The sequence below is a fragment of the Nocardioides terrae genome (genome assembly GCF_900112345.1).
Lineage (GTDB): Bacteria > Actinomycetota > Actinomycetes > Propionibacteriales > Nocardioidaceae > Nocardioides > Nocardioides terrae.
In genome coordinates this window covers 223,769-249,268 of sequence record NZ_FOLB01000003.1, presented here as the reverse complement: position 1 = coordinate 249,268, position 25,500 = coordinate 223,769, and the positions used below count along the sequence as shown (strand labels likewise).

27 protein-coding genes are annotated in these 25,500 nt (G+C 72.2%); 12 read left to right on the top strand and 15 right to left on the bottom strand.

Going from position 1 to position 25,500, the window contains the following annotated elements; translation table 11 throughout:
- The 5 genes from BM236_RS05950 to BM236_RS05930 all read right to left on the bottom strand — a co-directional run bounded on the left by BM236_RS05950 (nucleotide 1) and on the right by BM236_RS05930 (nucleotide 7,427).
- Nucleotides 1–1,875 (bottom strand): type II secretion system F family protein, encoded by a 1,875-nt coding sequence (locus BM236_RS05950; RefSeq protein WP_091121326.1) that lies wholly within the window; start codon nucleotides 1,873–1,875, stop codon nucleotides 1–3.
- A complete protein-coding gene (locus tag BM236_RS05945; protein WP_091121324.1) occupies nucleotides 1,875–3,431 on the bottom strand; it encodes a TadA family conjugal transfer-associated ATPase in 1,557 nt (518 codons plus the stop codon). Before BM236_RS05945 ends, BM236_RS05950 begins: the two co-directional genes overlap by 1 nt.
- Nucleotides 3,428–4,612, bottom strand: a complete 1,185-nt coding sequence (locus BM236_RS05940; protein ID WP_091121322.1) for a CpaE/TadZ family protein — start codon at nucleotides 4,610–4,612, stop codon at nucleotides 3,428–3,430. Before BM236_RS05940 ends, BM236_RS05945 begins: the two co-directional genes overlap by 4 nt.
- A 5-nt stretch (nucleotides 4,613–4,617) precedes the next feature.
- Nucleotides 4,618–5,358, bottom strand: a complete 741-nt coding sequence (gene cpaB, locus BM236_RS05935) for a Flp pilus assembly protein CpaB (protein WP_091121320.1) — start codon at nucleotides 5,356–5,358, stop codon at nucleotides 4,618–4,620.
- Between the two features lie 272 nt (nucleotides 5,359–5,630).
- Nucleotides 5,631–7,427 carry an AMP-dependent synthetase/ligase gene (locus tag BM236_RS05930; RefSeq protein WP_091121318.1) on the bottom strand — a complete coding sequence of 599 codons (1,797 nt, stop codon included), beginning with the start codon at nucleotides 7,425–7,427 and terminating at the stop codon, nucleotides 5,631–5,633.
- Between the two features lie 154 nt (nucleotides 7,428–7,581).
- Here BM236_RS05930 and BM236_RS05925 point away from each other — a divergent pair, with 154 nt between their 5' ends.
- The 5 genes from BM236_RS05925 to BM236_RS05910 are packed head-to-tail and all read left to right on the top strand — an operon-like array spanning nucleotide 7,582 to nucleotide 11,688.
- Entirely contained in the window at nucleotides 7,582–8,022 is a 441-nt protein-coding gene (locus BM236_RS05925) for an SRPBCC family protein (protein WP_091121315.1), read from the top strand.
- Nucleotides 8,019–9,227, top strand: coding sequence for an ArsA family ATPase (locus BM236_RS05920; RefSeq protein WP_091121313.1), 1,209 nt, complete (start codon nucleotides 8,019–8,021; stop codon nucleotides 9,225–9,227). The genes BM236_RS05925 and BM236_RS05920 overlap by 4 nt, the downstream gene beginning before the upstream one ends.
- Nucleotides 9,224–9,631 (top strand): hypothetical protein, encoded by a 408-nt coding sequence (locus tag BM236_RS19315; RefSeq protein WP_245750162.1) that lies wholly within the window; start codon nucleotides 9,224–9,226, stop codon nucleotides 9,629–9,631. Before BM236_RS05920 ends, BM236_RS19315 begins: the two co-directional genes overlap by 4 nt.
- The gene (locus BM236_RS05915) at nucleotides 9,628–10,563 is read left to right on the top strand and encodes an ROK family glucokinase (protein ID WP_245750161.1); all 936 of its coding nucleotides are present in this window, start codon (nucleotides 9,628–9,630) and stop codon (nucleotides 10,561–10,563) included. Before BM236_RS19315 ends, BM236_RS05915 begins: the two co-directional genes overlap by 4 nt.
- A gap of 30 nt (nucleotides 10,564–10,593) precedes the next feature.
- Nucleotides 10,594–11,688 carry an ROK family protein gene (locus BM236_RS05910; protein ID WP_091121309.1) on the top strand — a complete coding sequence of 365 codons (1,095 nt, stop codon included), beginning with the start codon at nucleotides 10,594–10,596 and terminating at the stop codon, nucleotides 11,686–11,688.
- Here the strand turns inward: BM236_RS05910 and BM236_RS05905 are convergent.
- Together BM236_RS05905 and BM236_RS05900 are read right to left on the bottom strand one after the other, a co-directional pair.
- Nucleotides 11,639–12,121, bottom strand: a complete 483-nt coding sequence (locus BM236_RS05905; RefSeq protein ID WP_091121306.1) for a hypothetical protein — start codon at nucleotides 12,119–12,121, stop codon at nucleotides 11,639–11,641. The two genes, BM236_RS05910 and BM236_RS05905, sit on opposite strands and share 50 nt — an antisense overlap.
- A gap of 9 nt (nucleotides 12,122–12,130) precedes the next feature.
- Nucleotides 12,131–12,913 carry an alpha/beta hydrolase gene (locus BM236_RS05900; RefSeq protein WP_091121305.1) on the bottom strand — a complete coding sequence of 261 codons (783 nt, stop codon included), beginning with the start codon at nucleotides 12,911–12,913 and terminating at the stop codon, nucleotides 12,131–12,133.
- Between the two features lie 25 nt (nucleotides 12,914–12,938).
- Between BM236_RS05900 and BM236_RS05895 the strand changes: the two genes are divergently transcribed.
- Genes BM236_RS05895 through BM236_RS05880 form a run of 4 tightly spaced genes read left to right on the top strand, consistent with a single transcriptional unit; the run spans nucleotide 12,939 to nucleotide 15,841 of the window.
- Nucleotides 12,939–13,673, top strand: a complete 735-nt coding sequence (locus tag BM236_RS05895; RefSeq protein WP_245750160.1) for a lysophospholipid acyltransferase family protein — start codon at nucleotides 12,939–12,941, stop codon at nucleotides 13,671–13,673.
- Nucleotides 13,674–13,681: 8 nt separating this feature from the next.
- Nucleotides 13,682–14,179: a flavin reductase family protein gene (locus tag BM236_RS05890; RefSeq protein WP_091121302.1), complete on the top strand. Its 498-nt coding sequence runs from the start codon at nucleotides 13,682–13,684 to the stop codon at nucleotides 14,177–14,179.
- Entirely contained in the window at nucleotides 14,176–15,012 is an 837-nt protein-coding gene (locus tag BM236_RS05885) for an arylamine N-acetyltransferase family protein (RefSeq protein WP_091121301.1), read from the top strand. Before BM236_RS05890 ends, BM236_RS05885 begins: the two co-directional genes overlap by 4 nt.
- Nucleotides 15,005–15,841, top strand: coding sequence for a hypothetical protein (locus BM236_RS05880; protein ID WP_091121299.1), 837 nt, complete (start codon nucleotides 15,005–15,007; stop codon nucleotides 15,839–15,841). Before BM236_RS05885 ends, BM236_RS05880 begins: the two co-directional genes overlap by 8 nt.
- Here BM236_RS05880 and glpK read toward each other — a convergent pair.
- Entirely contained in the window at nucleotides 15,838–17,316 is a 1,479-nt protein-coding gene (gene glpK, locus BM236_RS05875) for a glycerol kinase GlpK (protein ID WP_091121298.1), read from the bottom strand. The genes BM236_RS05880 and glpK overlap by 4 nt on opposite strands.
- The gene (locus tag BM236_RS05870; protein ID WP_091121295.1) at nucleotides 17,313–18,131 is read right to left on the bottom strand and encodes a DUF1028 domain-containing protein; all 819 of its coding nucleotides are present in this window, start codon (nucleotides 18,129–18,131) and stop codon (nucleotides 17,313–17,315) included. Before BM236_RS05870 ends, glpK begins: the two co-directional genes overlap by 4 nt.
- Before the next feature lie 101 nt (nucleotides 18,132–18,232).
- Between BM236_RS05870 and BM236_RS05865 the strand changes: the two genes are divergently transcribed.
- Nucleotides 18,233–19,261, top strand: coding sequence for a 6-phosphofructokinase (locus BM236_RS05865; protein ID WP_091121292.1), 1,029 nt, complete (start codon nucleotides 18,233–18,235; stop codon nucleotides 19,259–19,261).
- Here BM236_RS05865 and BM236_RS05860 read toward each other — a convergent pair.
- Nucleotides 19,258–20,187 carry a quinone oxidoreductase family protein gene (locus tag BM236_RS05860; protein ID WP_091121289.1) on the bottom strand — a complete coding sequence of 310 codons (930 nt, stop codon included), beginning with the start codon at nucleotides 20,185–20,187 and terminating at the stop codon, nucleotides 19,258–19,260. The two genes, BM236_RS05865 and BM236_RS05860, sit on opposite strands and share 4 nt — an antisense overlap.
- Before the next feature lie 14 nt (nucleotides 20,188–20,201).
- Nucleotides 20,202–20,957: an endonuclease/exonuclease/phosphatase family protein gene (locus BM236_RS05855; RefSeq protein ID WP_091121286.1), complete on the bottom strand. Its 756-nt coding sequence runs from the start codon at nucleotides 20,955–20,957 to the stop codon at nucleotides 20,202–20,204.
- Nucleotides 20,958–20,987: 30 nt separating this feature from the next.
- Between BM236_RS05855 and BM236_RS05850 the strand changes: the two genes are divergently transcribed.
- Nucleotides 20,988–21,566 carry a nucleotidyl transferase AbiEii/AbiGii toxin family protein gene (locus tag BM236_RS05850; RefSeq protein ID WP_245750159.1) on the top strand — a complete coding sequence of 193 codons (579 nt, stop codon included), beginning with the start codon at nucleotides 20,988–20,990 and terminating at the stop codon, nucleotides 21,564–21,566.
- A gap of 46 nt (nucleotides 21,567–21,612) precedes the next feature.
- Nucleotides 21,613–22,956 carry a class II 3-deoxy-7-phosphoheptulonate synthase gene (locus BM236_RS05845; RefSeq protein WP_091121285.1) on the top strand — a complete coding sequence of 448 codons (1,344 nt, stop codon included), beginning with the start codon at nucleotides 21,613–21,615 and terminating at the stop codon, nucleotides 22,954–22,956.
- Between the two features lie 25 nt (nucleotides 22,957–22,981).
- On the opposite strand, the gene BM236_RS05840 is transcribed toward BM236_RS05845, so the two are convergent.
- From BM236_RS05840 to BM236_RS05825, 4 genes are all read right to left on the bottom strand, one after another.
- Nucleotides 22,982–23,944 carry an NADase-type glycan-binding domain-containing protein gene (locus BM236_RS05840; protein ID WP_091121283.1) on the bottom strand — a complete coding sequence of 321 codons (963 nt, stop codon included), beginning with the start codon at nucleotides 23,942–23,944 and terminating at the stop codon, nucleotides 22,982–22,984.
- Nucleotides 23,945–23,999: 55 nt separating this feature from the next.
- Nucleotides 24,000–24,866 (bottom strand): deoxyribonuclease IV, encoded by an 867-nt coding sequence (locus tag BM236_RS05835; protein ID WP_091121282.1) that lies wholly within the window; start codon nucleotides 24,864–24,866, stop codon nucleotides 24,000–24,002.
- 84 nt (nucleotides 24,867–24,950) lie between these two features.
- Entirely contained in the window at nucleotides 24,951–25,337 is a 387-nt protein-coding gene (locus tag BM236_RS05830; protein WP_091121279.1) for a hypothetical protein, read from the bottom strand.
- Nucleotides 25,324–25,497: a helix-turn-helix transcriptional regulator gene (locus BM236_RS05825; RefSeq protein WP_245750158.1), complete on the bottom strand. Its 174-nt coding sequence runs from the start codon at nucleotides 25,495–25,497 to the stop codon at nucleotides 25,324–25,326. The genes BM236_RS05830 and BM236_RS05825 overlap by 14 nt, the downstream gene beginning before the upstream one ends.
- Between the last annotated feature and the right edge of the window lie 3 nt (nucleotides 25,498–25,500).

Genomic DNA, 25,500 nt, shown 5'->3' with positions numbered 1-25,500 from the left:
TCAGACCTCGACCTTCACGAGACGGCTCATCCAGAACACGCCCAACCCCAACCAGAGTGTGCCACCGGCGAGCATGAGGATGCCGCGTATGTCGGTGAAGAGTACCGACACGTAGGTCCAGTTGGTCGCACACAGGTAGAGCACGAACAGGGGCGGCAGCAGACCGAGGACGATCGCGGACAGCTTGCCTTCGGCGGCCAGGGCGCTGACCTGGCGGCGCAGGTACTCACGCTCGCGCATCGTCGCCGCGACGGTGTCGAGCAGCTCGGCCAGGTTGCCGCCGACCTGCCGCTGGATCCCGATCGCCATGACGACCCAGCCGAAGTCCTTGCTCTCGAAGCGCTCCGCGACACCCTCGAGCGCGTCCTCGAGGTTGACGCCGAGCCGGGTCTCGACCAGCACCCGCCGGAACTCGCTGGCGACGGGCTCGGTGCCGTCGTTGGCGACGGTGTCGAGCGACTGCGCGAGGGAGAGGCCGGCGGCGAGCGAGCCGGAGATCAGCTGCAGGGTGTCGGGCAGAGCCTTGCCGAACGCTTTGCGCCTCCTGTTGCGGGCGACTCCCAGGTACATCCAGGGAACCAGGATGCCGACCCCGAGGAAGACGAACCCGAGCACGAGGCTGCCGCCTCCGAGGAGCAGGCCGAGAAGCGTGACGACGACGGCGATGCCGCTGTGCAGGAGCAGCCACTCGGCGGGCTTGAGCTCGCTGCCGGCCGCGTCGAGGCGTGCCGCGATCTTCGCCTCGAAGTCCGCGTTCCGCTTGAGGATGCCGGCGGCGGCGGTCTTCGCGCTGTCGAGCAGGTCGTCGGAGTCGGCGTTGGCGCCCCCGCGCCGGCGCGCGCCCCGACTGGTGCCCACCGTGTAGGAGGTGATCCGCTGCTCGGCCGTCATCGGGCCGGCCGGCTTGGGGATGATCAGGATCAGGAGGAAGGCGATCCCGATGCCGAGGGCGGCCGTTCCCGCGTACATGCCCCAGTCCGGCAGGACGAAGCCCGCGGCCGTGGCGGCGACCTGCGGCGGCCCCGCAGCGCGGACCCGGCCGAACGCGCTCGCGCTGACGGCTCCGAAGTCGACCTGGACCGTCGCGTCGGTCCCGGTGAACGTGGCGGGCACCTCGGCGTTCACCACGACCTGGCGGGCCAGGGCGAGGGCCTCGGACGCGAACGTCGCGGCGAGGGCGCCCGGATCTGCCGAGAGGACCTGCCCCTTGCCGGCGTCGGCGAGGGCGGCGAGGGCCGCGCTGTCGGCGTCCTGGTCGACGGCGACCACGTCGACGAGGGCCTTGGCCTTCGAGATCGCCGAGGTCGCCGTGTCCAGCGGCGTCTTGCTGGCATCGGCGCCGTCCGAGAGGACGAGCAGTGACTGCTGGCCGGCCTTGCCGGCGTCGTGCACGGCGGTGACCACGCCGTCGTACAGGTGCGTGCCCCCGCTCAGCTTGAGGCCGTCGATCACGGCCGCCGCAGCGCTCCGGTCCTGGGTCGGCTGGAGGTCGGTGGTGACCTGCTCGTCGAACGTCACGATGCCGACGTAGACGTCCTCGGGGACCGCGTCGAGGAACTGCAGGGCGGCCGCCTTCGCGGCCTGGAACTTCGCGCCCTTCATCGAGTTGCTGGTGTCGATGACCAGCATCTCGGTCCGTCGCACGTCACCCGAGCGGGCTACGGCAGCCGTCGCCTCCGCGCGGGTGCCGTCCACCGTCACGGAGACGTCGTCGAGGGAGACGTCGGCATCCGCAGGGACCGAGACGAGCAGCTTGAAGCCCGCCTTGGTGTGCTGGATGTGCGTGATCGCGCTGTCGCTCCCGGCGGCGTGGGCGGCGGGCTGGGCGAGTGCGAGGACTCCGAGAGCCGCGGTGGCGGCGAGGACGAGCCGCATCAGCCGCGGTCCGGCACGAAGATCATCGGGTCGACGGTGACGTTGGAGTCAGCCATCTTCTCCAGGAACTTCGGACGCAGCCCGGTGGGCTTGATCCGGCCGAGGGAGCGGCCGTCGGCGTCGAAGCCGGCGCTGGTGTCGAACGCGAAGATGTCCTGCAGCGTGATGACGTCACCCTCCATCCGCTCCACCTCGGTGATGTGGGTGATGCGGCGGGAGCCGTCCTTGAGACGGGCCTGGTGCACGATCAGGTCCACCGCGGAGGCGACCTGCTCGCGGATCGCTCGCACCGGCAGGTCCATGCCGGCCATCAGGACCATGGTCTCCATGCGGGCCAGCGTGTCGCGGGGACCGTTGGAGTGCAGGGTACAGATGGAGCCGTCGTGACCGGTGTTCATCGCCTGGAGCATGTCGAGCGCTGAGGCGTCGCGGACCTCGCCGACGATGATGCGGTCGGGACGCATGCGCAGGCTGTTCTTGACCAGGTCACGGATGTGGACGGCGCCCTTGCCCTCGATGTTGGGCGGTCGCGACTCGAGCCGGACGACGTGGGCCTGCTTGAGCTGGAGCTCGGCGGCGTCCTCGATGGTGACGATGCGCTCGTCGTCGGGGATGAACGACGACAACACGTTGAGCGTCGTGGTCTTCCCGGCGCCGGTTCCACCGGACACGATGACGTTGAGCCGGCCGCGCACACAGGCCTCGAGGAACTGCCGCGAGCCCGGCGTCAGCGAACCGAACCGCTGCAGGTCGTCGGCGGTCAGCGGGTCGGCGGAGAACTTACGGATGGTCAGCGCCGAGCCGTCGATCGCGAGCGGCGGGACGATGGCGTTGACACGGCTGCCGTCGGGCAGGCGCGCGTCGACCATGGGGCTGGACTCGTCGACGCGGCGACCGATGCGGGACACGATCTTGTCGATGGTGCGACGCAGGTGCGCCTCGTCGGAGAACTGCGCCTCCGCCTGCACGAGCTTGCCGCGGCGCTCCAGCCAGATGTCGGCGTGGCCGTTGACCATGACCTCGGAGACGTCGGGGTCGCGCAGGTAGGGCTCGATCGGGCCGTTGCCCAGGATGTCGTCGCTGATCTCCTGCGTGACCCGCTGACGCTCGCTGTTGGACAGCGGGCGGTCCTGCGAGGCGAGCACGTCCTGGAGCACGCCGCGGACGGCCTGGTCGAGCTCCTTGGCGTCGAGGTCCGACTCGTAGAGCTGCGGGCCGAGGTGCTTGAGGAGCTCGGCGTGCACGCTGCTCTTGATCGCCTCGAACCGGTCGGCCTGCTGGCCCTGGCTGAGCAGGCGGCGCGACGCGGCGGCGTCCGCCGCCGTCGTGGTCGTGGTCGTCGTCGGCGCGGCCGGTGCGGGAGGCTCCGGGGCCGGCGGGGCGGTGACGGCGGTCAGCTCCGCGTCGGAGGGTACGGCGGCCCGGCGCTTGCCGCCCGAGCCGGCGGATGCGTCCACCGGAACCGTCTGCACCTCGGCGACGCGCGCTCCGACGTGCTCCGGGACCTCGCCGGGCGCCTGTCGGCGGGCGGCGGCGATCCGGTCGGCGAGGCTCATCGCCGCCTCCTCAGACGTCGCTTCGACTGTTGCTCCGGCGCCGGCTCGTCGGCGCTGGCGGAGACCGGGGTGGCGATCTCGCCGCCGGCCAGCTCCGAGGCGAGGGCGATGATGGCGGTGCTCGTCGGGTGGTGGGGGTTCTTCACCACGATCGGGCTGCCCGCGTTGGTCGACGCCGCGACCTCGAGCGAGGTCGCCACCCGGGCGGAGGGCCGGATGCCGAGGATGCCCTCGACCCGGTCGGGGCTGATCCCCACCTCGTCGTCGGCACGGTTGAGCACGAGGTGCCGGCGGTCCGGCGCGACGTTGAGCATGTCGAGCGTCTCGAGAGCGATCTTGACGTTCTTCAGCGTCGGCACGTCGAGGGTGGCCACGATGACGATCTCGTCGGTCTCGTCGAGCGCGGTCAGGGTCTGCTCGTCGAACGCGGGCGCGGTGTCGACGACCACGAAGTCGAAGGACTGCTTGAGGGTGCGCAGGATCTGGGCGACCAGCGTGGCCGAGACCCGGTCACGGACGTCGGGGTGGGCCGGTGCCGCCAGGATCATCAGTGAGTCGCCGTGGCGGGTCAGCAGGCCGTTGAGCAGGTCGGCGTCGACGGAGTTCTCCGACCCCACCGCGTGCTCGATGGAGTGGGTCGGGAACAGCTGGAGGGTGATCGCCACGTCCCCGAACGCCAGGTCGAGGTCGACCACGCAGACGCGACGGGCGCCACCCTCGGTGAGCGCCAGGCCGAGGTTGACCGACATCGTCGTCTTCCCGACGCCGCCCTTGGGCGACCAGACCGTGATCACCTTGCCGGACTGGTTGGCGCCGCCCGGGCCGCGCAGGGCGACGAAGAGCTGGTAGGCGCGCGTGACGGCGGCCGAGAGGGCCTCGGGAGACTCGCCCGGGACCACGTCCCTGGCACCGGCCTGCATGGCCGCGGCCAGCACCTCGGTGGTCATCTCGTAACGGACGAGGACCACGCTCAGGGTCGGGTGCGCGGTGCGCAGGTAGTCGCACAGTGCGAGCGCGTCCGGCACTTCGACGGTCGGGCCGAGCACGACGACGTACTCGTCCTCGTGCTGGGCCAGCCAGGCGCGCATCCGGTCGACGCTCGCAACGCCCTGGGAGCCCGCGGGGAGCGAGCGGAGGAGCGCGGCGACGACGTCCTGGTCCTGATCGACGATGACGGGCATTCAGATCACCCGAAGAGGTTGTCGAAGTCGGTGCGGGCGCCGGGCTTGATCTCGGCCTTGCCGTCGGCCGGCAGAAGGGCGAACGCGAGCTCGCCGTTGCCCTGGCTGAAGAGCACCTTCTGCGCGTCCGTCTGGTTCAGCGCGAGCGTCAGCAGCGTGCGAGGCAGCTGCTCGGTGGTCTGCGCGCCCGTCTCGTCGGTGGTCGTGGTGGAGACCGGCGTGGTGGAGCCGACGCCGATCACGGTCACCTCGGGCAGCAGCAGCTGCGTGAACGGGGTGCCCTGCTTGGCGTCGGTCCCGTTGAGGAAGATGGCGACCTTCGACCCCGGGTCGACGAAGCCGGCGACGCGCGCCGGGTCGGTGAGGTTGACCGAGATCGCGATCTTGTCGTCCGGGATCCGCAGCGACGAGGTCGGCGCAGCGGTGTCGCCGAACTTCGAGCCGATGATCTGCTCGTCCGGGTAGATCGGCGTCAGCGCGACCTTGCCGGTCAACGTGCTCAGGTCGACCTGGTAGCCGGGCACCAGCGAGCTGTTGGTGACCGCCTTCTTGACGATCTTGCCGGCACTCGATGCCTCGTCGATCTTCTCGCCCGCCTCGATCGGCTGTGCCGCGACGAGGACGTCTGTGGTCTCGAACTGGTCCTGGGCTCGCGCGTCCGCCCCGCGGACGTACATGAACACCAGGACTGCACCGATCGCCGCGACCAGTGCCGCTGCGACCACAAGGATTCTGCGCCGTTCCATCGACGACCTTTCACTCACAGGACGACTGAGCCGTCCCCCGACAGCGGAGCACTCTAGGGACTCGCTGGGGCCGATGTGGCGGAACGAGAATCAAAGTTCCGGCCATCCAGAGAGTGGTCCACACCCCGACCAGGGACCGTCCCGACGGTCCCACGCTCAGGAGGGCGAAAGTCCCAGGACGGCATGATCCGAACGGTCGGGCCGAGTAGTCCGCCCGGCGCGGCGAAACCGTCCGTTCGCCTCGCAGCAAGTGTCTCAGTATGTGAGATCTGTCAGGAGTGGTAGAGGCCCTCGACCTGGTCCCGGAACTCCTTCATCACCACGCTGCGCTTGAGCTTCAGGCTGGGCGTCAGCTGGCCGCCCTCCTCGGTCCACGCGTCCGGCAGGATGAGGAACTTCCGGATCGACTCGGCCTTGGAGACCGCCTTGTTGGCGTCGTCCACGGCGGCCTGGACCTCGGCGACCAGGTTGGGGTCGTCGACGAGGCCGGCGAGGTCCATCGCCTTGCCGTGCGACTCGGCCCAGGCGGGCAGCGACTCGGAGTCGAGGGTGACCAGTGCGGCGATGAACGGCTCTCCGTCGCCCACGACCATGCACTGGTCGACGAGCGGGTGCGCGCGCAGGCGGTCCTCGAGCACGGCGGGCGCGACGTTCTTGCCGCCCGCGGTCACCAGGATCTCCTTCTTGCGGCCGGTGATGCGCACGAAGCCCTCGTCGTCGACCTCGCCGAGGTCGCCGGTGTGGAACCAGGCGCCGTCACCTGCCTTCGCCTCGGCGGTGGCCTCGGGGTTGTTCCAGTACTCCCGGAACACCTGGCCGCCCTTGAAGAGGAGCTCGCCGTCGTCGGCGACCCGCACGGTGGTGCCCTCGAGGGGCCGTCCGACGGTGCCGACCTTGATCGCGTCAGGCAGGTTGACGGTGAGGGCCGCGGTCGTCTCGGTGAGGCCGTAGCCCTCGAGCACGGTCAGCCCCATGCCGCGGTAGAAGTGACCGAGCCGCTCGCCGAGCGGCGCACCGCCGGAGACGGCGTACTGGCACTTGCCGCCGAGGGCCGCCAGGAGCTTGCCGTAGACCAGCTTGGAGAACAGCGCGTGCTGCAGCCGCAGCGGGAGCGGGACCCGGCCCTTGTCCAGCGCGCGGGAGTAGCCGATGGCGACGTCGGCCGCCTTGTCGAAGATCTTGCCGCGGCCATCGGCGGCGGCCTTCTGCGAGGCGGTGTTGAACACCTTCTCGAAGACCCGCGGGACCGCGAGGATGAAGGTGGGCTGGAACTCGCCGAGGTCGTCGATGAGGTTCTTGATGTCGGGGGAGTGGCCCAGGCGGGTCCGCGACTTCACGCAACCGAGCTGGATGACGCGAGCGAACACGTGGGCCAGCGGCAGGAACAGCAGGGTGCTGCGCTCCTCGGCCTGGAAGAGGCGGTCGAGCTCGTGGACGGCGATCCCGAGCTCGAACATGAAGTTGCCGTGGGTGAGGACGCAGCCCTTGGGTCGGCCCGTCGTGCCGGAGGTGTAGATCAGCGTGGCGGTGTCGGCCGGCGTGAGCGACGTACGCCGCTTCTCGATCTCCTCGTCGGCGACGTCGGCGCCCAGGCGCCGGAGCACGTCGACGCCGTTGTCGGCGAAGGACCAGACGTGGTTGAGGTCGGTCAGCGCGCTCCGGGTCTCGGCGATCCGCGAGACGTGCTCCGGCCCCTCCGCGACGACCGCCTTGGTCCCGGAGTCCTGGAGGATCCAGCGCACCTGCTCGGGGGAGGAGGTCTCGTAGATCGGCACGGTGATCGCGCCCGCGAACCAGATCGCGTAGTCGAGCAGCGTCCACTCGTAGCGCGTCTTGGAGAAGATGGCGACCCGGTCGCCGCGCTCGATGCCGGCCGCGACGAGGCCCTTGGCGACGGCCGTGACCTCCTCCAGGAAGGTCGCCGAGCTGACGTCCTCCCAGGCGCCACCGGCGTTGCGGCGGCTGAAGACGGCGGCGTCGGCCGCATCCCGCGCGTTGCTGACGACGTCGTCCGTCAGGTTGCCGACCGTCGGCAGATCGATCGTCAGCGGCGTGGAGAACTCGCGCACCGGGGCCCCCTGTCAGGACTTACTAGGCGGTAATCGGCCAGCACACTACCGCCGAGCCTAGGACGTCGAGCATCCGGTACGCTCGCCGAGCACGCCAGCGCCGCCTGGCACACCACCGCCGACCCGCTCGCCGACACTGCTGGGACCCGCATCCATGGCTGAACAGACCACGTCCTCGATCGTCGTCGATGCTGCGCCCGCCGCTGTGATGGCCGTCATCGCCGACTTCGGTTCCTACCCGGTGTGGGCGAAGGGCGTGAAGACCGCGGACGTGGAGTCGACCGGTGCGGACGGGCGGCCCAGCGAGGTGCACTTCGTGCTGGACGTGGCCCCGATCAAGGACGACTACACGCTCGCCTACACCTGGGACGGGCACCGCCAGGTCACCTGGACCCTCGCGCGCGGCAACATGCTGCGTGCGCTCGACGGCGCCTACGTCCTGCGCGACCTCGGTGGTAGCACCGAGGTGACCTACCGGCTCGCCCTCGACCTGACGATCCCGCTCATCGGCATGCTCAAGCGCCGCGGCGAGAAGATCCTCATCGAGGCGGCCCTGCGCGGACTCAAGACGCGCGTGGAGGCCCTGCAGTCTTGAGGGTCCTGCTCTTCACGGGCAAGGGCGGCGTCGGCAAGTCGACGATGGCCGCCGCCACGGCCGCCCTCGCTGCCGCGTCGGGACAGCGGACCCTGGTGCTGTCCACCGACGCCGCCCACTCCCTGGCCGACGCCTTCGGCGTCGAGGTCGGTCCCGAGCCGACGCTCGTCGCGCCGCACCTGTACGTCGAGCAGGTCGACGCCCAGCTCCGGTTCGAGCAGTCCTGGGCCGACATCCAGCGCTACCTCCTGTCGGTGCTCGACGTCGCCGGCATGGACCCGGTGGCCGCCGAGGAGCTGACCGTGATCCCCGGCGCCGAGGAGGTGATGGCCCTCCTCGACCTCCGCCAGCGCGCCAGGTCCGGCGAGTGGGACGTCGTCGTCGTGGACTGCGCGCCGACCGCCGAGACGCTGCGCCTGCTCGCGCTGCCCGAGGCGCTGGGTTGGTACATGGCCCGGGTCTTCCCGATGCAGCGCCGCGTCGTCAAGGCGCTCAAGCCCGTGCTGACCCGCGCCGCGGGCGTGCCGATGCCCGGTGACACGGTCTTCGACGCGCTGCAGAGGCTGCACGACGAGCTGCTCGAGGTGCGCGACCTGCTCACCGGCCCGACGGCGAGCGTCCGGATCGTGCTGACGCCGGAGACCGTGGTGGTCGCCGAGGCCCGTCGGTCCTACACGATGCTGTCGCTCTACGGCTATCGCGTCGACGGGGTCGTGGCCAACCGGATCTTCCCCGCCGAGGGGGCCGACGACTGGCGCTCCGGCTGGGTGAAGGCCCAGGACGAGGTGCTCGCCGATGTGGGCGCCTCCTTCCCGGCGCTGCCGGTGTGGCGGTCGGTCTACCGACCGCGCGAGCCGGTCGGCGTACCGGCTCTGGAGGCGCTCGCCAGCGAGGTCTACGACCCGGAGACGGGCGACCCGCTGGCCGCGCCGGCCGGTGACGGGCCGTTCCGCGTCACCCGCACCGCGACCGGAGCGGTGGCTCACCTGGCGCTGCCGGGGGCGAGCAGCGACCAGGTGCACCTGGCTCGCAACGGTGACGACCTCGTGGTGACCGTCGGCTCCTACCGGCGGCTGATGACGCTGCCCCAGGGCATCGCCCGCCTCCGGATCGCGGGGGCACGGGTGGATGCCGGCGAGCTCCAGGTGCGGTTCGTGGAAGGATCGGAGCGCGCGGAGGAACGGACAGGACGGGGAACGCAGTGACGGGATCGGACCAGGGTCCTGCCGACGGGCAGGACCGGATCGGGTCTGCGGCCGAGGAGGCGGCGAAGCTCTTGGGCGCGCTCTCCGGCTGGGCGGGCGACCTCGGACACGGTCTGGGCGCCAACCTGGACGCCCATCTCGACACGGGCGCGCAGGAGTGCGCCTACTGCCCGATCTGCCGTACCGTCCACGTGCTGCGCGAGGCGAGCCCCGAGCTCAAGGTGCACCTGGCCAGCGCGGCTGCCTCGCTGATGCAGGCAGCAGCCAGCGTGCTCGCGGCCGCCGGCGCCTCGAACCCGGCCACGGAGCGGTCGGCCGGGGTGGAGAGGATCGACCTCGACTCCGAGGGCGACTGGCCGGAGACCGACCCGTCCGGGTCGACGGAACGGGAGGAACGACAGTGAGTCTGGCCTGCGGAGTGGACATCGGCGGGACGAAGATCCTGGCCGGTGTCGTCGGCGACGACGGCTCGATCGTCGAGGAGGTCCGGGTGGAGTCCCCGGCCACCGACGTGGACGCCATCACCGACGCCGTCTCGGGGCTGGTCGCCGACCTGGCCACCCGACACGCCTTCGACAACGTCGGCGTCGGCGCGGCCGGCTACATCGACAAGCAGCGCAGCACCGTGCTCTTCGCACCCAACATCGCGTGGCGCGACGTCAACCTGCGCGCCGAGCTCGAGCAGCGCACCGGCAAGAGCGTCGTCATCGAGAACGACGCCAACGCCGCGGCGTGGGGCGAGTTCACGTTCGGCGCCGGCGCCGACATCGACGACTTCCTCCTCGTCACCGTCGGGACCGGCGTGGGCGGGGGTCTCGTCCTCGACGGCTCCCTCTACCGCGGCGCGTTCGGCATCGGCGCCGAGATCGGCCACATGCGCGTCGTGCCCGGCGGCATCCTCTGCGGATGCGGCAACCTCGGCTGCTACGAGATGTATGCGAGCGGCACCGCGCTGGTCCGGATGGCCCGCGAGGCGGCGGAGTGCGGCCGCGCCGACGGCCTGCTCAAGCGCGCGGGCGGCGAGGTGGAGTCGATCGACGGCCCCCTGGTGACCACGGCGGCCCGGGAGGGCGACCTGGCAGCGCTCAGCCTGCTCGGAGAGCTCGGACGCTGGCTCGGCGAGGGCATCGCCTCGCTCACCGCCGTCCTCGACCCGGCCATGGTCGCCATCGGCGGCGGTGTGTCGGAGGCCGACGAGCTGCTCCTCGAGCCCGCCCGCGAGGGCTTCCTCAGCCAGCTCACCGGCCGCGGCCACCGACCGGAGCTGGCCATCCGCAAGGCGACGCTCGGCAGCCGCGCCGGCCTGATCGGCGCCGCCGACCTGGCGCGCCGGTGACGGGGCGGGTGACGGGGCGGTGACGGGGCGGTGACTCTCTACATCGGCGTCGACATCGGCGGCACGAAGGTGCTCGCCGGCGAGGTCCTGCCCGACGGCACCGTCGGGCGGACGGCGCGCCGCTCGACCCCCGGCCGTCACGTGGAGGTGACGCTCGTCGAGGACGCGCTGACCGAGGCCGTGCTGGAGGTCGCCGACGGCCGTCGGATCGACGCCGTCGGGCTGGCCGCCGCCGGCTTCGTCGACGCCACCGGCGAGCGGGTCATGTTCGCGCCGCACCTCCCGTGGCGCATGGACCCCACCCGGGCCCGCCTCGAGGCACGGTGGGGCGTGCCGGTCGCGCTCGACAACGACGCCAACTGCGCCGCTCGCGCGGAGTACTCCTTCGGCGTCGCGCGCGGCTACACCGACGTCGTCATGATCACGCTCGGCACGGGCATCGGCGGCAGCCTGATCCTCAACCGCACCCTCCTGCGCGGCCAGAACGGCATGGCCGGCGAGTTCGGCCACATGCAGGTCGTTCCGAACGGGCAGGCCTGCGAGTGCGGCGGGACCGGCTGCTGGGAGCAGTACTGCAGCGGCAACGCACTGGCCCGCTTCGCGCGGGCACATCTGGACAGCCGCGACACGGTGCTCGACGAGGCCTGTGGCGGCGACCCGCGTGCGCTGACCGGCCCGATGGTGACCGACGCCGCGAAGCAGGGCGACGCGGTGGCGCTGGAGGCGTTCGCCTCGGTGGGCGGCTGGCTCGGCGTGGGCGTCGCCAACCTCGTGGCCGCCTTCGACCCCGAGATGGTCGTCATCGGCGGCGGGGTGTCCGCAGCCGGGGACCTCCTCCTCGGGCCTGCTCGCAGGGCCCTCGCGGAGTCCCTCGTGGGTGCCGGGCACCGCGACATCCCGCCGCTGCTGCATGCCAGGTTCGGCCCGGAGGCCGGCATCATCGGCGCCGCCGACCTGGCCCGCACCGAGGCGGTCCGGCCGATCTTCCGGCGCCGCCGCGGCGAGCTGGTCCGTCGTGCCCGCCGTCGCGAGCGGCTTCGGTTCCGCGACCTGCTGGCCCCGGAACCCCCGGCCGTCACAACCGCGCGCCGTCGTCCCAAGGGTCGTCGCGGTCCTTCGGCATAGTCGCCACGAGGTAGCCGAACCCGCCGAGGAACGCCAGCACCAGCAACCAGCCGAACCAGTGCGGCACGGTGAGGGTGGTCGCCGTCACCACGATCGTCGCCAGCATGGCCACGAGCGGGGCGCCGAGCACACCGGCCCAGGCCGCCGTCCGCGCCGGGCCGAGGTGGAGGGGCTCAGGGTCGTCGGGGACGAACCCCTGCTCGTCGATCGACTCGGACGCGTCGAAGGGCTCGTCCGCCTCATCGTCGACGTCGTCGTCGAACCGTCCGAAGTGCAGGGGGTACGACGCCCCGGGCTCGACCACCGGGTCGACCGTGTCGACGACGCCGTCGGCATCGTCGTCCGGCGGCAGCTCGGCCCGGTCGCCGTAGTTCTCGACGATCTCGCGCCACGCCGTCAGGTCCAGGTCGTCGGGCTCCTCGGTCGGTGGCACGCCCCCAGCCTACGAGGCGGTCACGCGGGCGATGAACGCAGCCGAGTCCGCGAAGATCCGCTCCGCGTCGTTGTCGACGGTCGCGACGTGGTAGCTCTCCTCCAGGCGCGTCACCGTGACGTCCGTCGACGAGATGCGGTCGAGGATGAGCGGCTCGGACAGCTCGTCGACGACGTGGTCGACCGTCGAGCGGAAGTAGAGCAGCGGCGCCGTGATCGCACCCAGGTCGGCGACCAGCACCGGCCAGGCGCTCATCATCGAGTGGGTCGCCTTGAGCGGGGTGTGCTGGTAGGCGCTCTCGACGACGCCCTCCTTCTTGATGTCGCTGCTGATCCCGGGCATGGCGCCGACCAGGTGCTTGAGGACGGGCAGCAGCTTGACGTCCCAGCGCTTGATCGCCACCGCGGGGTTGACCACGACCACACCGGCGATCCGGTCGGGGTTGTCCGCGGCCAGTCGCAGCACGAGCGCCCCGCCCATGGAGAGACCGCCGACGACCACGGCGTCGTTCTCGGCGGCGAGCTTCTCGAAGGCGCGGCACACCTCGCCGTACCAGTCGGCCCAGGTGGTGGTGTTGAGGTCGCGCCAGTGGGTGCCGTGTCCGGGCAGCCGCGGCACCTCGACGGCGTACCCCTTCGCCGCCAGGTGCTCGCCCCAGGCGCGCATGGAGCCGGGGGAGCCGGTGAAGCCGTGGGACAGCAGGACACCGATCCGGCGCCCGTCGGTGAGGTCGGGGCGGGCCGCGACGGAGAGCGGCTGGGCGCTCGCAAGGACTGCTGGGGTGGAGGTCACTGGAGCATTCTGCAAGGATTCGGCTGTGTTCGTGAGGGTGTTCTACTCGGTGCTCAAATGGGTGGCCATCGGCCCATGGCTCAAGCTGGTCTTCCGGCCGCGCGTCGAGGGTGTCGAGAACGTCCCCGCGGAGGGGCCGGCCATCCTCGCCGGCAACCACCTGTCCTACGCCGACTGGCTGTTCATGCCGCTCGGCCTGCCCCGCATGGTGCGCTTCGTCGCGAAGGCGGAGTACTTCACCGAGCCCGGCGTGAAGGGCTGGTTCAAGAAGACGTTCTTCTCCGGCACCGGCAACGTGCCGATCGATCGCTCAGGGGCCGACGCCGCGGAGGGTGCGCTGCTGGCGGCGCGCAAGGTGCTCGACGAGGGCGAGCTGTTCGGGATCTACCCCGAGGGCACCCGCTCGCACGACGGGCGGCTCTACCGCGGCAAGACCGGGGTGGCCCGGCTCGCGCTGCTCACCAAGGCCCCCGTCATCCCCGTCGCCGTGCTGAAGACCGACGAGGTGGCGCCGCCGGGCAAGGCCTTCGGCCGCTTCGCGCAGCCGGTCGTCCGGTTCGGACGGCCGCTCGACTTCTCCCGCTACGAGGGGATGGACAACGACCGCTACATCCTGCGCTCGATCACCGACGAGATCATGTACGAGATCATGCGGCTCTCCGGTCAGGAGTACGTCGACATGTACGCCAACCGGGCCAAGGAGCTCGCCAAGCAGCAGGCGGCCGAGGCGCCGCCGTCGTCTGGCAAGCCGGCGGCCTGAGACCCCCATTGACGATCCACGACTCCCACCCGTTCCCGACCCCCGACGACGCCGTCCGTCGGCTGCGGGGGCGGGTCGGCGGCACGGTGTCGCTCTGGACATCGGGCCGGGCGTCGGGATCGGCCGGGCTGACGGTCTCGTCCCTCATGGTCGCCGCCGGTGAGCCGGCGCGCCTGCTCGCCCTCGTCGATCCCGACAGCGACCTGGCCGAGGCGCTGGAGGAGTCCGGCACGGCCGTCGTACAGCTGCTGTCCTGGCGTCACCGCGACCTCGCCGAGGCGTTCGCCGGGACCGCACCGGCGCCCGGCGGCGCGTTCCGACTGGCGGCGTGGGAACCGACGCCGCGGGGGCCGCGACTGGCCGACGCCGGGACCTGGGCGGGCGTCCGGGTCGAGTCGACGGCCTCGGCCGGCTGGTCCCTGCTGGTCACGGCCGTCGTCGAGGAGCTGTTCGTCGGTGAGGACGACGAGCCGCTGTTCCACCGTCGGGGCAGGTATGTGAGATGAGCGTCGACGGCTACCTCGCTCGCCTCGGGGTCTCCGGGCGTCCGGCGCCAACGCTGGAGACCCTCGTCGACCTGCACCACCGCCATCTCGACGCGGTGCCCTACGACAACCTCTCGATCATGCTCGCCGCCCCGACCTCGGCCGACCCCGCCGAGACGCTCGTCCGGATCGCCGCCGGCGGGAACGCCGGCTACTGCTTCCACCACAACGGGGCCGTCGAGCTGGTGCTGCGTGGGCTGGGCTTCGACGTCGAGCGACGCCCCGGGTCGATGCTGGCGGAGGTGGGCTCGTCGGGCCTGCTGGACCACCTGGTCCTCGTCGTCAGCGGGCTGCCCACGCCGTCGAACCCCGACGGACGGTGGTGGCCCGACCTCGGCTTCGGCGACGCCTTCCGCGACCCGCTCCCGCTCCGTGAGGGCGTGCACCGGCAGGGCTCCTTCGTCTACCGCATCGCCCGGCTCACCGACCGCGGCTGGACGTTCCTGCACGACCCGGCCGGCAGCTTCAGCGGCGCCGTCGTCGGGCGCCCGGGCGTCGCGCAGTCCGATGTCGACGCCAACCACGCCCGCCTGTCCACGCCGCCGGACGGCCACTTCACCCGGCTGCTCGTCGTCCAGCGCCGTGACCAGAGCGGGGCCGAGACGGTCCGCGGCATCCAGCACTTCCGCACCGGCGCGGGCGCGTTCCGGCGCGACCTGCGGTCGTACGACGACTGGCGGGCCGTCCTCCTCGGGCTCGGCGTCTCGCTGACCGGCGTCGACGACGACGCCCTGCGCGCCCTGCACCGGCGGATGGCGCTGCGCCACGACGACTGGCTGGCCCTCGATGGCTGACGAGGACCTCCTGCCGCTGGCCGACGAGCTGTACGCGCTCCCACTGGCCGCCTTCACCCCCGCTCGGGACAAGCGCGCGAAGGAGACGAAGGACACTCGGATCAAGGCGCTGCGCAAGCCCAGCCTGGCCGCGTGGGTGGTCAACCTCCTCGTCCGCCACGAGACCGAGCAGGTCGAGCAGGTGCTCGCCATCGGCGCCGGGCTTCGCGCCGCCGCGGAGGGGATGGACGCCAAGCAGCTGCGCGAGCTCACCAAGCAGCGCCGCCAGCTCACCGCCGCCGTGACCACCCGCGCCCGCGCCGTCGCCCGCGAGCGCGGCGTGCGGGTCACGGAGGCGGTGGCCGACCAGGTGGAGGCCACCCTGACCGCGGCGATCCTCGACCAGGGCGCCGCCGAGGCGGTCCGCAGCGGGCTGCTCGTCACGTCGCTCGCGGCGACCGGCGTCGACGCCGTGGACGCGGCGGCTGCCGTGGCGCTGCCGTCGGCGCTGGGGTTCGAGGCCGCTCCGGTGTCACGGGAGCTGCGCGTCGTACCCGACCCTGAGCCGGAGGAGGCCGAGCGCCGTCGGCGTGAGGAGGCCCTGCAGGCGGCGCGCGGGACCCTGGCCGAGGCGCAGCATGACCACGCCGCCGCTGCGAAGCAGGTCTCGAAGCTCGAGGCGAAGGCCCTGCAGCTCTCCGCCGAGCTCGAGGAGGCGCGTCGGCGGGTGGCAGACCTCGAGGAGAAGGCCGAGGAGCTCGATGAGGAGCTGGCCGAGGCGGAGGACGCCCGCGACGAGGCCGCCGGCGAGCTGGCCGAGGCCCAGGCGGCCGTCGACCGGCTCTCCTAGCGCGCCCAGTCGAGGGAGCGCTGGACCGCCTCCTTCCACCGGCCGTACGACGCGTCCGCGCTCTCCCGGGAGGAGGCGGGCGCGAACTCCCGGTCGACCGCCCAGGTGTCGCGCAGCTCGTCGGTGGAGGACCACACGCCGCTGCCGAGCCCGGCGAGGAAGGCCGCCCCGAGGCCGGTCGTCTCGACCTGGCCGGGGCGGGTGACGCTCACGCCGAGCTGGTCGGCCTGCATCTGGCAGAGCAGGTCGTTGGCGGACGCGCCGCCGTCCACGCGGAGGGAGGACAGGGCGGGCATCGTCTCGAGGACGTCGCGGACCTCGAAGGCGATCGCCTCGAGCGTGGCCCTGACCAGGTGGGCCCGGGTGGTGCCGCGGGTGATGCCGACGATCGTGCCGCGGGCGTTCGGGTCCCAGTAGGGCGCGCCGAGGCCGGTGAGCGCGGGCACGAACACGACCTCGCCGGTGTCGGGCACCGTCGAGGCGATCGCCGCCGTCTCGGCGGCCGTCCCGACGACCTGCAGCCCGTCGCGCAGCCACTGGACCGCGGCGCCGGTCACGAAGATCGCACCCTCGAGCGCGTAGGTCATCTCGCCGTCCGGTGATCGCCAGGCGGCGGTCGAGAGCAGCCCCGCGTCGGAGCGCTCGATCTCGGAGCCGGTGTTGGTGAGGACGAAGGAGCCGGTGCCGTAGGTGCACTTCGCGTCGCCCACGGAGAAGCAGGTCTGCCCGAAGAGGGCCGACTGCTGGTCACCGGCCAGTCCCGCGATCGGCAGGTCGAGGCCGAGGAAGACGCGCGGGTCGGTCCGCATGGGGGCGCCCCAGTTCGGCACGATCTCGGGCAGGGCGTCGCGCGGGACGCCGAAGAGGTCGCACATCTCGTCCGACCAGTCGCCCGCGGCCAGGTCGAAGAGCAGCGTGCGGCTGGCGTTGGAGACGTCGGTGACGTGCCAGACGCCGCGGGTCATCCGGGCGACGAGGTAGGACTCCACCGTGCCGACCGCGTAGCGTCCGGACTCGACCAGCGCCCAGGTCTGTGGCTCGTGCTCGGCGATCCAGGCCAGCTTGGTGCCCGAGAAGTAGGGGTCGAGCCGCAGCCCGGTCACCTCGGCCACCCGCGGCTCGTGGCCCGCCTCGCGGAGCCGATCGCAGATCGCGGTGGTGCGCCGGTCCTGCCACACGATCGCGCGCCGCGGCGAGCCGAGCGTCTCGCGGTCCCACAGCAGGACCGTCTCGCGCTGGTTGGTGATGCCGAGCGCGGTCAGGCCGCCCAGCGCCGAGGCGTCGTACGCGTCGAGGACCGCGCGGGTCGCGGCCAGGGTGGCCGCCCAGATCTCCTCGGGGGAGTGCTCCACCCAGCCGGGGCGGGGGAAGTGCTGGTTGAACTCCTGGTAGCCGCGGGCGACGACCTTCCCCTCGGACGAGACGACCAGGGCCGTGACGCCGGTCGTGCCCGCGTCGATGGCGAGGACGCTCACTCGGCCCCCCGCACGATCGCGAGGACCTTCTCGTCGATCCAGGCGAGGTCGGGGGCGACCCGCATCTCGTAGTTCTCGGTCCCGACCCAGGAGAGGAAGTCACGGGCACCGTGCGCCTGCGCGAACGCCTCGAGCTCCGCCTCGACGTCCGGGGTGACCGGCACCCTCTCCTCCTCCGAGGAGGCGGTCAGGTAGAGGTCGTTGAGGTCGAGCAGCCGCGCGAGCTCGGGGATCGGCGTCGTGTGGTCGTCGACGCGCAGGTCGACGGCGATGTCGTCGTTGCCGTCGTACCCCGCCTCCTCACGTACGACGAGCAGCGCCGCGCTCTGCCGGCCGCGGCTGTCGCCGCCCACCTCGTCGCCGGCAGCCAGCGCGGCGAGGAGCCGGCGCGCGAGCGGCTGGGCCGGGTCGGAGGCCAGCCAGGCGGACTCCATCGCCTCGACGACCTCGGAGCCGGTCAGGATGTTGCCCTGGATCGCATAGCCGGCGCCGGTCAGCGAACCGGCCCAGTCCAGGCAGGCCGTCCCTGTGTGGGAGGCCGCATTGCCCTCGACGTCGACGATCCCGACCTGGCGGTGGTCGCGGCCGTCGTCCTCCTCGAGCAGGCGCTGGAGGGCGACCGAGGCGGTGGCCCCGTCGTCGAGGTGTGCCAGCGCGAGGCCCTTGTAGGCGACGTTGGCACTGGCCTGGGTGGCGATGGCGCCGACCCCGGCCACGGCGGCGGGGACGGCCGACCCGACGGCCAGGAACTTGGAGGCGACGGCAACACCCCAGGACTCCCCGTCTGCGGAGCGGGCGACGATCGAGAAGGTCATGCGGCCGACCCTAGTGGCCGGCGTGGAGGCCTCGTCAGACGCGGTCCGTCCGTGCAACGCTGTGACACAGGTCACGTGAACGATCCAAAGTGGGAGAACACATGCGTGTCGGAGTTTTGACCGGGGGTGGCGACTGCCCCGGCCTCAACGCAGTCATCCGGGCGGTGGTCCGCAAGGGCGTCTCGGTCCACGGGTTCGACTTCGTCGGCTACCGCGACGGCTGGAAGGGGCCGCTCGAAGGCCTCACCATGGAGCTCGGCATCGAGCAGTGCCGCGGGATCCTGCCGCGCGGCGGCACGATCCTCGGGTCCAGTCGCACGAACCCGCTCAAGGTCCCTGACGGCGTCGGACGGATCGGCGAGCAGCTGGCCGCCGACGGCGTCGACGCGTTGGTCGCGATCGGCGGCGAGGACACCCTCGGGGTCGCCACCCGGCTCGCGGAGCAGGGCATCTGCGTGGTCGGCGTACCGAAGACCATCGACAACGACCTCTCCGGCACCGACTTCACCTTCGGCTTCGACACCGCCGTCAACATCGCCACCGAGGCGATCGACCGGCTGCACACCACCGCCGAGTCGCACCACCGCGTGCTGGTCGTCGAGGTGATGGGACGCCACGCGGGCTGGATCGCGCTGCACAGCGGCATCGCCGGCGGCGCCAACATCGTGCTCATCCCGGAGCAGCCGTTCGACATCGACGAGGTCTGCGCGCTGGTGAAGAGCCGCTTCGAGTCGCGCTACGCACCGATCCTCGTGGTGTCCGAGGGGGCGGTGCCCCGCGACGGCTCCGGGATGACGTTGGCCGACGGCGGGCGCGACGACTTCGGCCACGTCCGGCTCGGCGGCATCGGCGACCGGCTCGCCAGCGAGATCGAGCACCGGGTCGGCTGCGAGGCCCGCGCCGTCGTCCTGGGCCACATCCAGCGCGGCGGCACCCCGACCGCCTTCGATCGCTGGCTCGCCACCCGGCTCGGCCTGCACGCGATCGACGCGGTCGCCGAGGGGGACTTCGGCGTGATGACGGCGCTGCGCGGCACAGAGATCGTCCGCATCCCGCTGGCCGACGCCACCGGCGAGCTCAAGCTGGTGAGCCCGGAGGAGTACGCCGAGGCGCAGGTGTTCTTCGGCTAGGGGACCAGCACGACCTTGCCGGCCGAGTGGCCCTCGGCGACGAGGCGCTGGGCGTCGGCCGCCTCGGCGAGCGGGAAGGTCCGGGCGACCCGCACGCGGATCGAGCCCTCGCCGGCCAGCCGGACCAGGTCGGCCCGGGCGGCGTTGCGGATCGCCGTCCCCGGGTCGGCGCCGGGGCCGCCGCCGATCGCGCGGATGCCGGCCTCCACGGCCGCCTCGCCGGGAGCGGCGGTGACGATCCGGTCGCGGTCGTCGACGAGCTCGAGCGAGACCGCGAGCGCCTCGTCGGTGCCGGCCAGGTCGATCGCACAGGTGACGCCGTCGGGGGCGAGCGCGCGCACGCGGGCGGCCAGCCCGTCGCCGTACTCCACCGGCTCGGCGCCGAGCTCGTGCAGCACGTCGGCCGAGCGCGCGCTGCCGGTCCCGATGACGCGTACGCCGCGCAGCCGGGCGAGCTGGACGAGCAGCTGCCCGACGCCGCCGCTCGCGCCGTGCACGAGCAGCGTGTCGCCCTTCCCCGCGGCGGCGACCTCGAGCGCCTGCGTGGCCGTCACGCCGGCGAGGAGCAGGCCGGCGGCCTCCTCGAACGGCAGGTCGGCCGGCTTCCGGAACGCGTTGGCGGCCTTGGTGACCAGCTCGGTCGCGTAGCCGCCCGACACCCGGTAGGCGACCACCTCGTCGCCGGGTCGCAGGTGGTCGACGCCGGAGCCGACCTCGGCCACGACACCGGCCACCTCACTGCCGAGCCGGAGCGGCAGGGGCGGCCGTCCGAAGAGGCCCTGGCGCAGCTTCGCGTCGGCCGGGTTGACGCCGGCGGCGCGGACCACGATCCGCACCTCCTCCGGACCAGGGGAGGGGACGTCCGCCTCGACCAGGTCGAGCACCTCGGGACCACCGAACTCACGCGCCACCACCATCGTCGCCATGACGGCGACCCTAGTCACTCCAGGTCGGCGATCAGCGCCAGGTGGTCGGAGACGGGGAGCCGGCGCACCGACGCGCGTGCCCGCAGCGGCGGGTCGGCGAGCAGGTGGTCGAGCTGCACGCACGGCTCGTCCCACGGGAAGGTCAGGTGGTCGGCGATGCTGGTCAGCCCGGTGGTGAGGGCCGCCCGGTCCGGCCCCATGTTGAGGTCGCCGGCGAGCAGCAGGGGGCGGGGGAGATGGGCGAGCGAGCGCGTCAGCAGGCGGAGCTGGCGACCGTTCCACCAGCGGACGAAGGAGAGGTGGGTGTTCGCGATCGTGATGGTGCCGAGCGGCGTCTCGACCACCGCCGCGACGGCGACGCGCGGCTCGTCGCGCACGATCGACGGCAGCCGGCGCCCGGGATGCCGGACCGGCGCCGGGGTCGGGACCCGCGGCAACCGCACGGTCTCCCACGCGTGTACCGGATAGCGGGAGAGCAGCGAGATCCCGTACGCCGCGCTGTCGGGCTGCTCCTCGCCGGTGGCCGCCGTCCACGTCGTGCCGGGCGTCCCGGCGAGCGCCGCGACGAAGAGGTGCTCGTCGGCGCCGGTCGCCTCCGCGGCGACGGCGGTCAGGTCGGCCCGGCCCGACCGCACCTGGAAGCGGTCCACCTCCTGCAGCGCGAGCACGTCGGCGTCCAGGCTCTTGATCGCGTCGGCGAAGGCGGCGATGTCGACGTCCTGCCGGTCCGGTGAGCGTCCGTTGAGGATGTTGAAGGTCGCGACGCGCATGCGCCGCTGGTACCCGGGTAACGGCGGGGGATGCCGCAGGAGCTCCGAGAGTCCCAGCGCGACCTGCGCGAGGCGCTGAAGCTGGTCGCCGTCACGCTGAAGCAGGGCGACGCGCCGTTCGCGCTGACCGGCGGCTATGCGCTGTGGGCGCGCGGCGGGCCGGAGCCGGAGCACGACGTCGACTTCATGGTCGCCGAGGCCGACGCGCCGCTGGTGATGGCCCGGCTCGCCGAGCAGGGCCTCCAGGTCGTGCAGCCCCCGGAGGACTGGCTGTTCAAGGTGTTCGTCGGCGAGGGGCAGTCACCGCCCATGGTCGACATCCTCTTCCGCAGTGCGGGGGAGACGATCGAGCGCAGCCACTTCGCCGGCGTCGACGAGATCGAGGTCGAGTCGGTCGCGATGCCGGTGCTCCCCGCGACGACGCTGATGACCGACAAGCTCAACGCGATGGAGGAGCACGCCTGCGACTTCGGGAAGGTGCTGCCCGCGGCCCGCGCGGTGCGCGAGCAGGTCGACTGGTCGGTCGTCCGGACCAACACGAAGGGCAACGACTTCGCCTACGCGTTCCTCGTCCTGCTGGAGCGGCTGGAGATCATCCCTCCCACCTGACGAGCATGGTTCGGTCAGGTGGAGGTGGCCGCCGTACCCTTTTGCCGTGACCGTCGAGATCCCCACCCTCGCTGAGCTGCACGCCCTCGGTGCCGCGCAGCAGCCGACCTACCCCGACGCGGGGGCGGTGCAGGCGGCCGTCGACAAGCTGCGCACCATGCCGCCGCTGGTCTTCGCGGGCGAGTGCGACGACCTCAAGCAGCGGATCGCGGCGGTCACCCGCGGCGAGGCCTTCATCCTCCAGGGCGGCGACTGCGCCGAGACCCTCGCCGGCGTGAGCGCCGACAACGTGCGCGCCAAGCTGCGGGTGCTGCTGCAGATGGCGGTCGTCCTCACCTACGCCGCCTCGGTGCCGGTCGTGAAGATCGGCCGGCTCGCCGGGCAGTACGCCAAGCCCCGCTCCAACGACACCGAGACCCGCGAGGGCATCACGCTGCCGGCTTACCGCGGCGACGCCGTCAACGGCTACGACTTCACGCCCGAGTCGCGCATCCCCGACCCACAGCGGCTGGTCGACGTCTACAACGCCTCAGCGGCGACCCTCAACCTCATCCGCGCCTTCGTCACCGGCGGCTACGCCGACCTGCGCCAGGTCCACACCTGGAACCAGGACTTCGTGCGCGACAGCCCGTTCGCGGCGAAGTACGAGGTCCTGGCCGGCGAGATCGACCGGGCCATGTCGTTCATGCAGGCCATCGGCGTGGCCGACCCCGACGAGTTCCACCGGGTCGACTTCCACTCCTCCCACGAGGCGCTGGTGCTCGAGTACGAGCACGCCCTCACCCGCATCGACTCCCGCACCGACGAGCCGTACGACGTCTCCGGTCACTTCATCTGGATCGGCGAGCGCACCCGGCAGATCGGCGGCGCCCACGTCGAGCTGATGGCGCGCATCAAGAACCCGATCGGCGTCAAGCTCGGCCCGAGCACGACCCCCGACGACGCGATCGCGCTCGCCGCGAGGCTGAACCCGGCCAACGAGCCCGGCCGGCTCACCTTCATCACCCGCTTCGGCGCGGGGAAGATCCGCGCCGGCCTGCCGCCGATCCTGGAGAAGGTCAGCGCCGAAGGGCTCAACGTCGCCTGGATCACCGACCCGATGCATGGCAACACGTTCGAGGCGCCCTCGGGCTACAAGACCCGCAACTTCGACGACGTCCTCGACGAGGTCCAGGGCTTCTTCGACGTGCATCGCGCCGTCGGCACCTGGCCGGGCGGCCTCCACGTCGAGCTCACCGGCGACAACGTCACCGAGTGCCTCGGCGGCGGCGAGCAGCTCACCGACGCCGACCTGGCGCACCGCTACGAGTCGGTCTGCGACCCGCGGCTCAACCGGGTCCAGTCCCTCGAGATGGCCTTCCTCGTCGCCGACATGCTCCGCAAGGCCTGATCCGCAGGCAGGCTCCGGCCGAGCCTCAGGAGGCCTGGCCGGTGAGGCTGACCTCGCTGATCGGCGTCATGTCGCGCCGGGCGGGCCCCTTGCCGGCCTCGGAGACGTCGAGGAGTCGCAGCGTGACGGTCTTCGTCGTCACGTCGACCTTCGTCGTCTGGAGCTCCTTGGTCTGGTGCAGGTCCTGGCTGATGCTGCTGCCGTCGTCGAAGACCCACTCGACCTTGAGGACGCGGCGGTTGCCGGCGTACCAGTCCACGGTCGCGGCGCCCTCCCGCGCGGTCTTGGCGTAGCCGTTGACCAGCCCGACGGAGGTGAGGTGAGTCGGGGCGGCCAGCGTGAAGGTCAACGCCTTGCCGGTGCCGTCGCCGGGCATCTCCCAGGCCGTGCTGGGCTTGCCGTCGAGCATGTTCGAGGCGTCGTACGTCGTCGGCCTGCCCTGCGTGTCGACGCCGGGCGCCCGGGTGACCGGCGCCTTCGCGGTGGCGGTCGACGCCACGTCGTCACCCGAGGCCGAGGGCGTGGCGGAGCCGGCGCCGGCGGTGCTCCTGCCGTGACCGGCCTCCGGCTTGGAGTGGCTGCCGTGGGTGAGCAGCCAGCCGCCGAGCACGAGGAGCCCGAGCACGAGCGCGCCGAGGGTCAGCCACACCGTGGCGAGCCCGCCGCGCCGGGGCGGCAGCACGGGAACCGCCGGCAGTCGCACCTGCGTCGCGTCGGGGTCGTCCCACAGCATCGACGGCTCCGCTTCGGCGCGAGGGGCCGGCGGCGGGGGAGGCGGCGGGAGGAGTGGCTCGGTGACCGGGCTGGCGAGGACGCGACCGGAGGTGCTCACGCTGACCGAGTCGACCTCGTCGACGAACAGGGGGTAGCGCGCACCGGCCGGCGGCAGCTGCGGGGCAGGCAGCGGCTCGACCGGAGCGGTCGTGCCGCAGCCGGCACAGGTGCGGCTCGCCCCGAGCTCGTGGCCGCACTGCATGCAGAACTTCATCGCGCAGCAGGCTACGCCAAGTCCGGGGCCCCTTCGAAGCCGCGACGCCTCCGGCTCAGCCGCGCAGGCGCTTGAGGAGCGGGATGTCGGCGTTGTCGACATCTCGCGAGTCCGGGGTCTCGAGGATGAAGGGCACCCCGTCGGTCGCCGGGTGCGCGAACAGCTCCTCGAACGCCCCGGTGCCGATGTGTCCCTGGCCGATCAGCTGGTGCCGGTCCTTGAAGGCGCCGCGCACGTCCATCGAGTCGTTGGCGTGGATGAGCCGGAGACGGCCCGGCCCGCCGATCTCGACGATGCGGTCGACCGTCGCCGTCGTCCCGCCGGGCTCGTCGAGCCGCGCACCGGCGGCGAAGACGTGGCAGGTGTCGAGGCAGATGCCCGCCTTGGGGTGGAGGTCGAGGGCGGAGAGGTACGCCGTCAGGTCCTCCACGTCCGCGCACAGCGAGCGTCCCTGGCCGGCGGTCGGCTCGAGCAGCAGCCACGGGGCGTCGTCGCCCTCGATCGTGTCGAGGACGGGCAGCAGCGCCTCGCGGACCTGTCCCATCGCCGTGGCGAGCTGTGCCTCCGGATCGCCGTCGGTGGAGACGAACGAGCCGGTGTGCACCACCACGCCCTCGGCGCCGATCTCGGCGGCGCGCCGCAGGTTGTGCGCCACGGCCGCGGCCGACCTCTCGAAGGTGGCAGGGGTCGGCGAGCCGAGGTTGACCAGGTAGGGCGCGTGGACGAACGCTCGCATCCCGCGGCTCTCCAGCTGCCGGCGGAACTCCTTGTCCTCGGCCGGCCGGCCCGCCGACAGCGCCCAGCCGCGCGGGTTGCCGACGAAGAGCTGGAGCGTCTCGCAGCCGAGCAGGTCGGCCTGGGCGAGCGCACCGGCGACCAGCCCCTTGCCGACCTGGACGTGGGTGCCGATCGGGTTGCGCATGACGCGCAGAGCCTAGCGTGGTGTGCCCCGGCGCGCCGCCGGTGGCCGGCGTCGCAGTGTCACCCGGTCGCGAGCCGACCGCCGTCAGCCGCGTAGGCGCATGACCACGACGGCGGCGACGTAGGCAAGGCCGCCGAGCCCCAGCAGCCAGTCATAGGGGGTCCCATTGCCGCCGCGGGCGATCGAGATCGCGAACGCGACGAACAGGGCAGCCAGCACAACGCCGCCCGCCACCGCCGTCGCTGTCAGATCGATGGCGTTGATGCGTTCGTCGCGCCGGTCCAGCAGGCCCTTGACGGTCTCGCTGCGGCGTCGCGCCAGCAGCAGCACTCCGGCGAACGCCACCATGACGGCGAGTCCGCCGACACCGAAGCGGGTCTGCCCACCGACGAGGCCGGTCACCAGGTAGACGAGGCCGATGCCGACGGCGACCGCCGGCACGGCGAGCTCGGTGGTGCTAGGCGTCCTCATGGAACATCTCCTCCACGGCCACGCCGAAGAAGCGACCCAAGGCCAGGGCCAGTGGAAGCGACGGCAAGTAGCGTCCCGCCTCGATCGAGTTGATCGTCTGGCGTGAAACGCCCAGCTCCTGGCCCAGCTCCGCCTGTGAGATCCCGCGCGCCGCCCTCATCGC

Excerpts from the sequence above, each read along its gene's own strand:
- BM236_RS05950 (WP_091121326.1), bottom strand. The coding sequence starts at position 1,875 with ATGCGGCTCGTCCTCGCCGCCACCGCGGCTCTCGGAGTCCTCGCACTC.
- cpaB (WP_091121320.1), bottom strand. The coding sequence starts at position 5,358 with ATGGAACGGCGCAGAATCCTTGTGGTCGCAGCGGCACTGGTCGCGGCG.
- BM236_RS05945 (WP_091121324.1), bottom strand. The coding sequence starts at position 3,431 with ATGAGCCTCGCCGACCGGATCGCCGCCGCCCGCCGACAGGCGCCCGGC.
- BM236_RS05860 (WP_091121289.1), bottom strand. The coding sequence starts at position 20,187 with ATGGCGACGATGGTGGTGGCGCGTGAGTTCGGTGGTCCCGAGGTGCTC.
- BM236_RS05865 (WP_091121292.1), top strand. The coding sequence starts at position 18,233 with ATGCGTGTCGGAGTTTTGACCGGGGGTGGCGACTGCCCCGGCCTCAAC.
- BM236_RS05925 (WP_091121315.1), top strand. The coding sequence starts at position 7,582 with ATGGCTGAACAGACCACGTCCTCGATCGTCGTCGATGCTGCGCCCGCC.
- BM236_RS05885 (WP_091121301.1), top strand. The coding sequence starts at position 14,176 with ATGAGCGTCGACGGCTACCTCGCTCGCCTCGGGGTCTCCGGGCGTCCG.
- BM236_RS05840 (WP_091121283.1), bottom strand. The coding sequence starts at position 23,944 with ATGAAGTTCTGCATGCAGTGCGGCCACGAGCTCGGGGCGAGCCGCACC.
- BM236_RS05830 (WP_091121279.1), bottom strand. The coding sequence starts at position 25,337 with ATGAGGACGCCTAGCACCACCGAGCTCGCCGTGCCGGCGGTCGCCGTC.
- BM236_RS05825 (WP_245750158.1), bottom strand. The coding sequence starts at position 25,497 with ATGAGGGCGGCGCGCGGGATCTCACAGGCGGAGCTGGGCCAGGAGCTG.
- BM236_RS05870 (WP_091121295.1), bottom strand. The coding sequence starts at position 18,131 with ATGACCTTCTCGATCGTCGCCCGCTCCGCAGACGGGGAGTCCTGGGGT.
- BM236_RS05880 (WP_091121299.1), top strand. The coding sequence starts at position 15,005 with ATGGCTGACGAGGACCTCCTGCCGCTGGCCGACGAGCTGTACGCGCTC.
- BM236_RS05855 (WP_091121286.1), bottom strand. The coding sequence starts at position 20,957 with ATGCGCGTCGCGACCTTCAACATCCTCAACGGACGCTCACCGGACCGG.
- BM236_RS05940 (WP_091121322.1), bottom strand. The coding sequence starts at position 4,612 with ATGCCCGTCATCGTCGATCAGGACCAGGACGTCGTCGCCGCGCTCCTC.
- BM236_RS05850 (WP_245750159.1), top strand. The coding sequence starts at position 20,988 with ATGCCGCAGGAGCTCCGAGAGTCCCAGCGCGACCTGCGCGAGGCGCTG.
- BM236_RS05835 (WP_091121282.1), bottom strand. The coding sequence starts at position 24,866 with ATGCGCAACCCGATCGGCACCCACGTCCAGGTCGGCAAGGGGCTGGTC.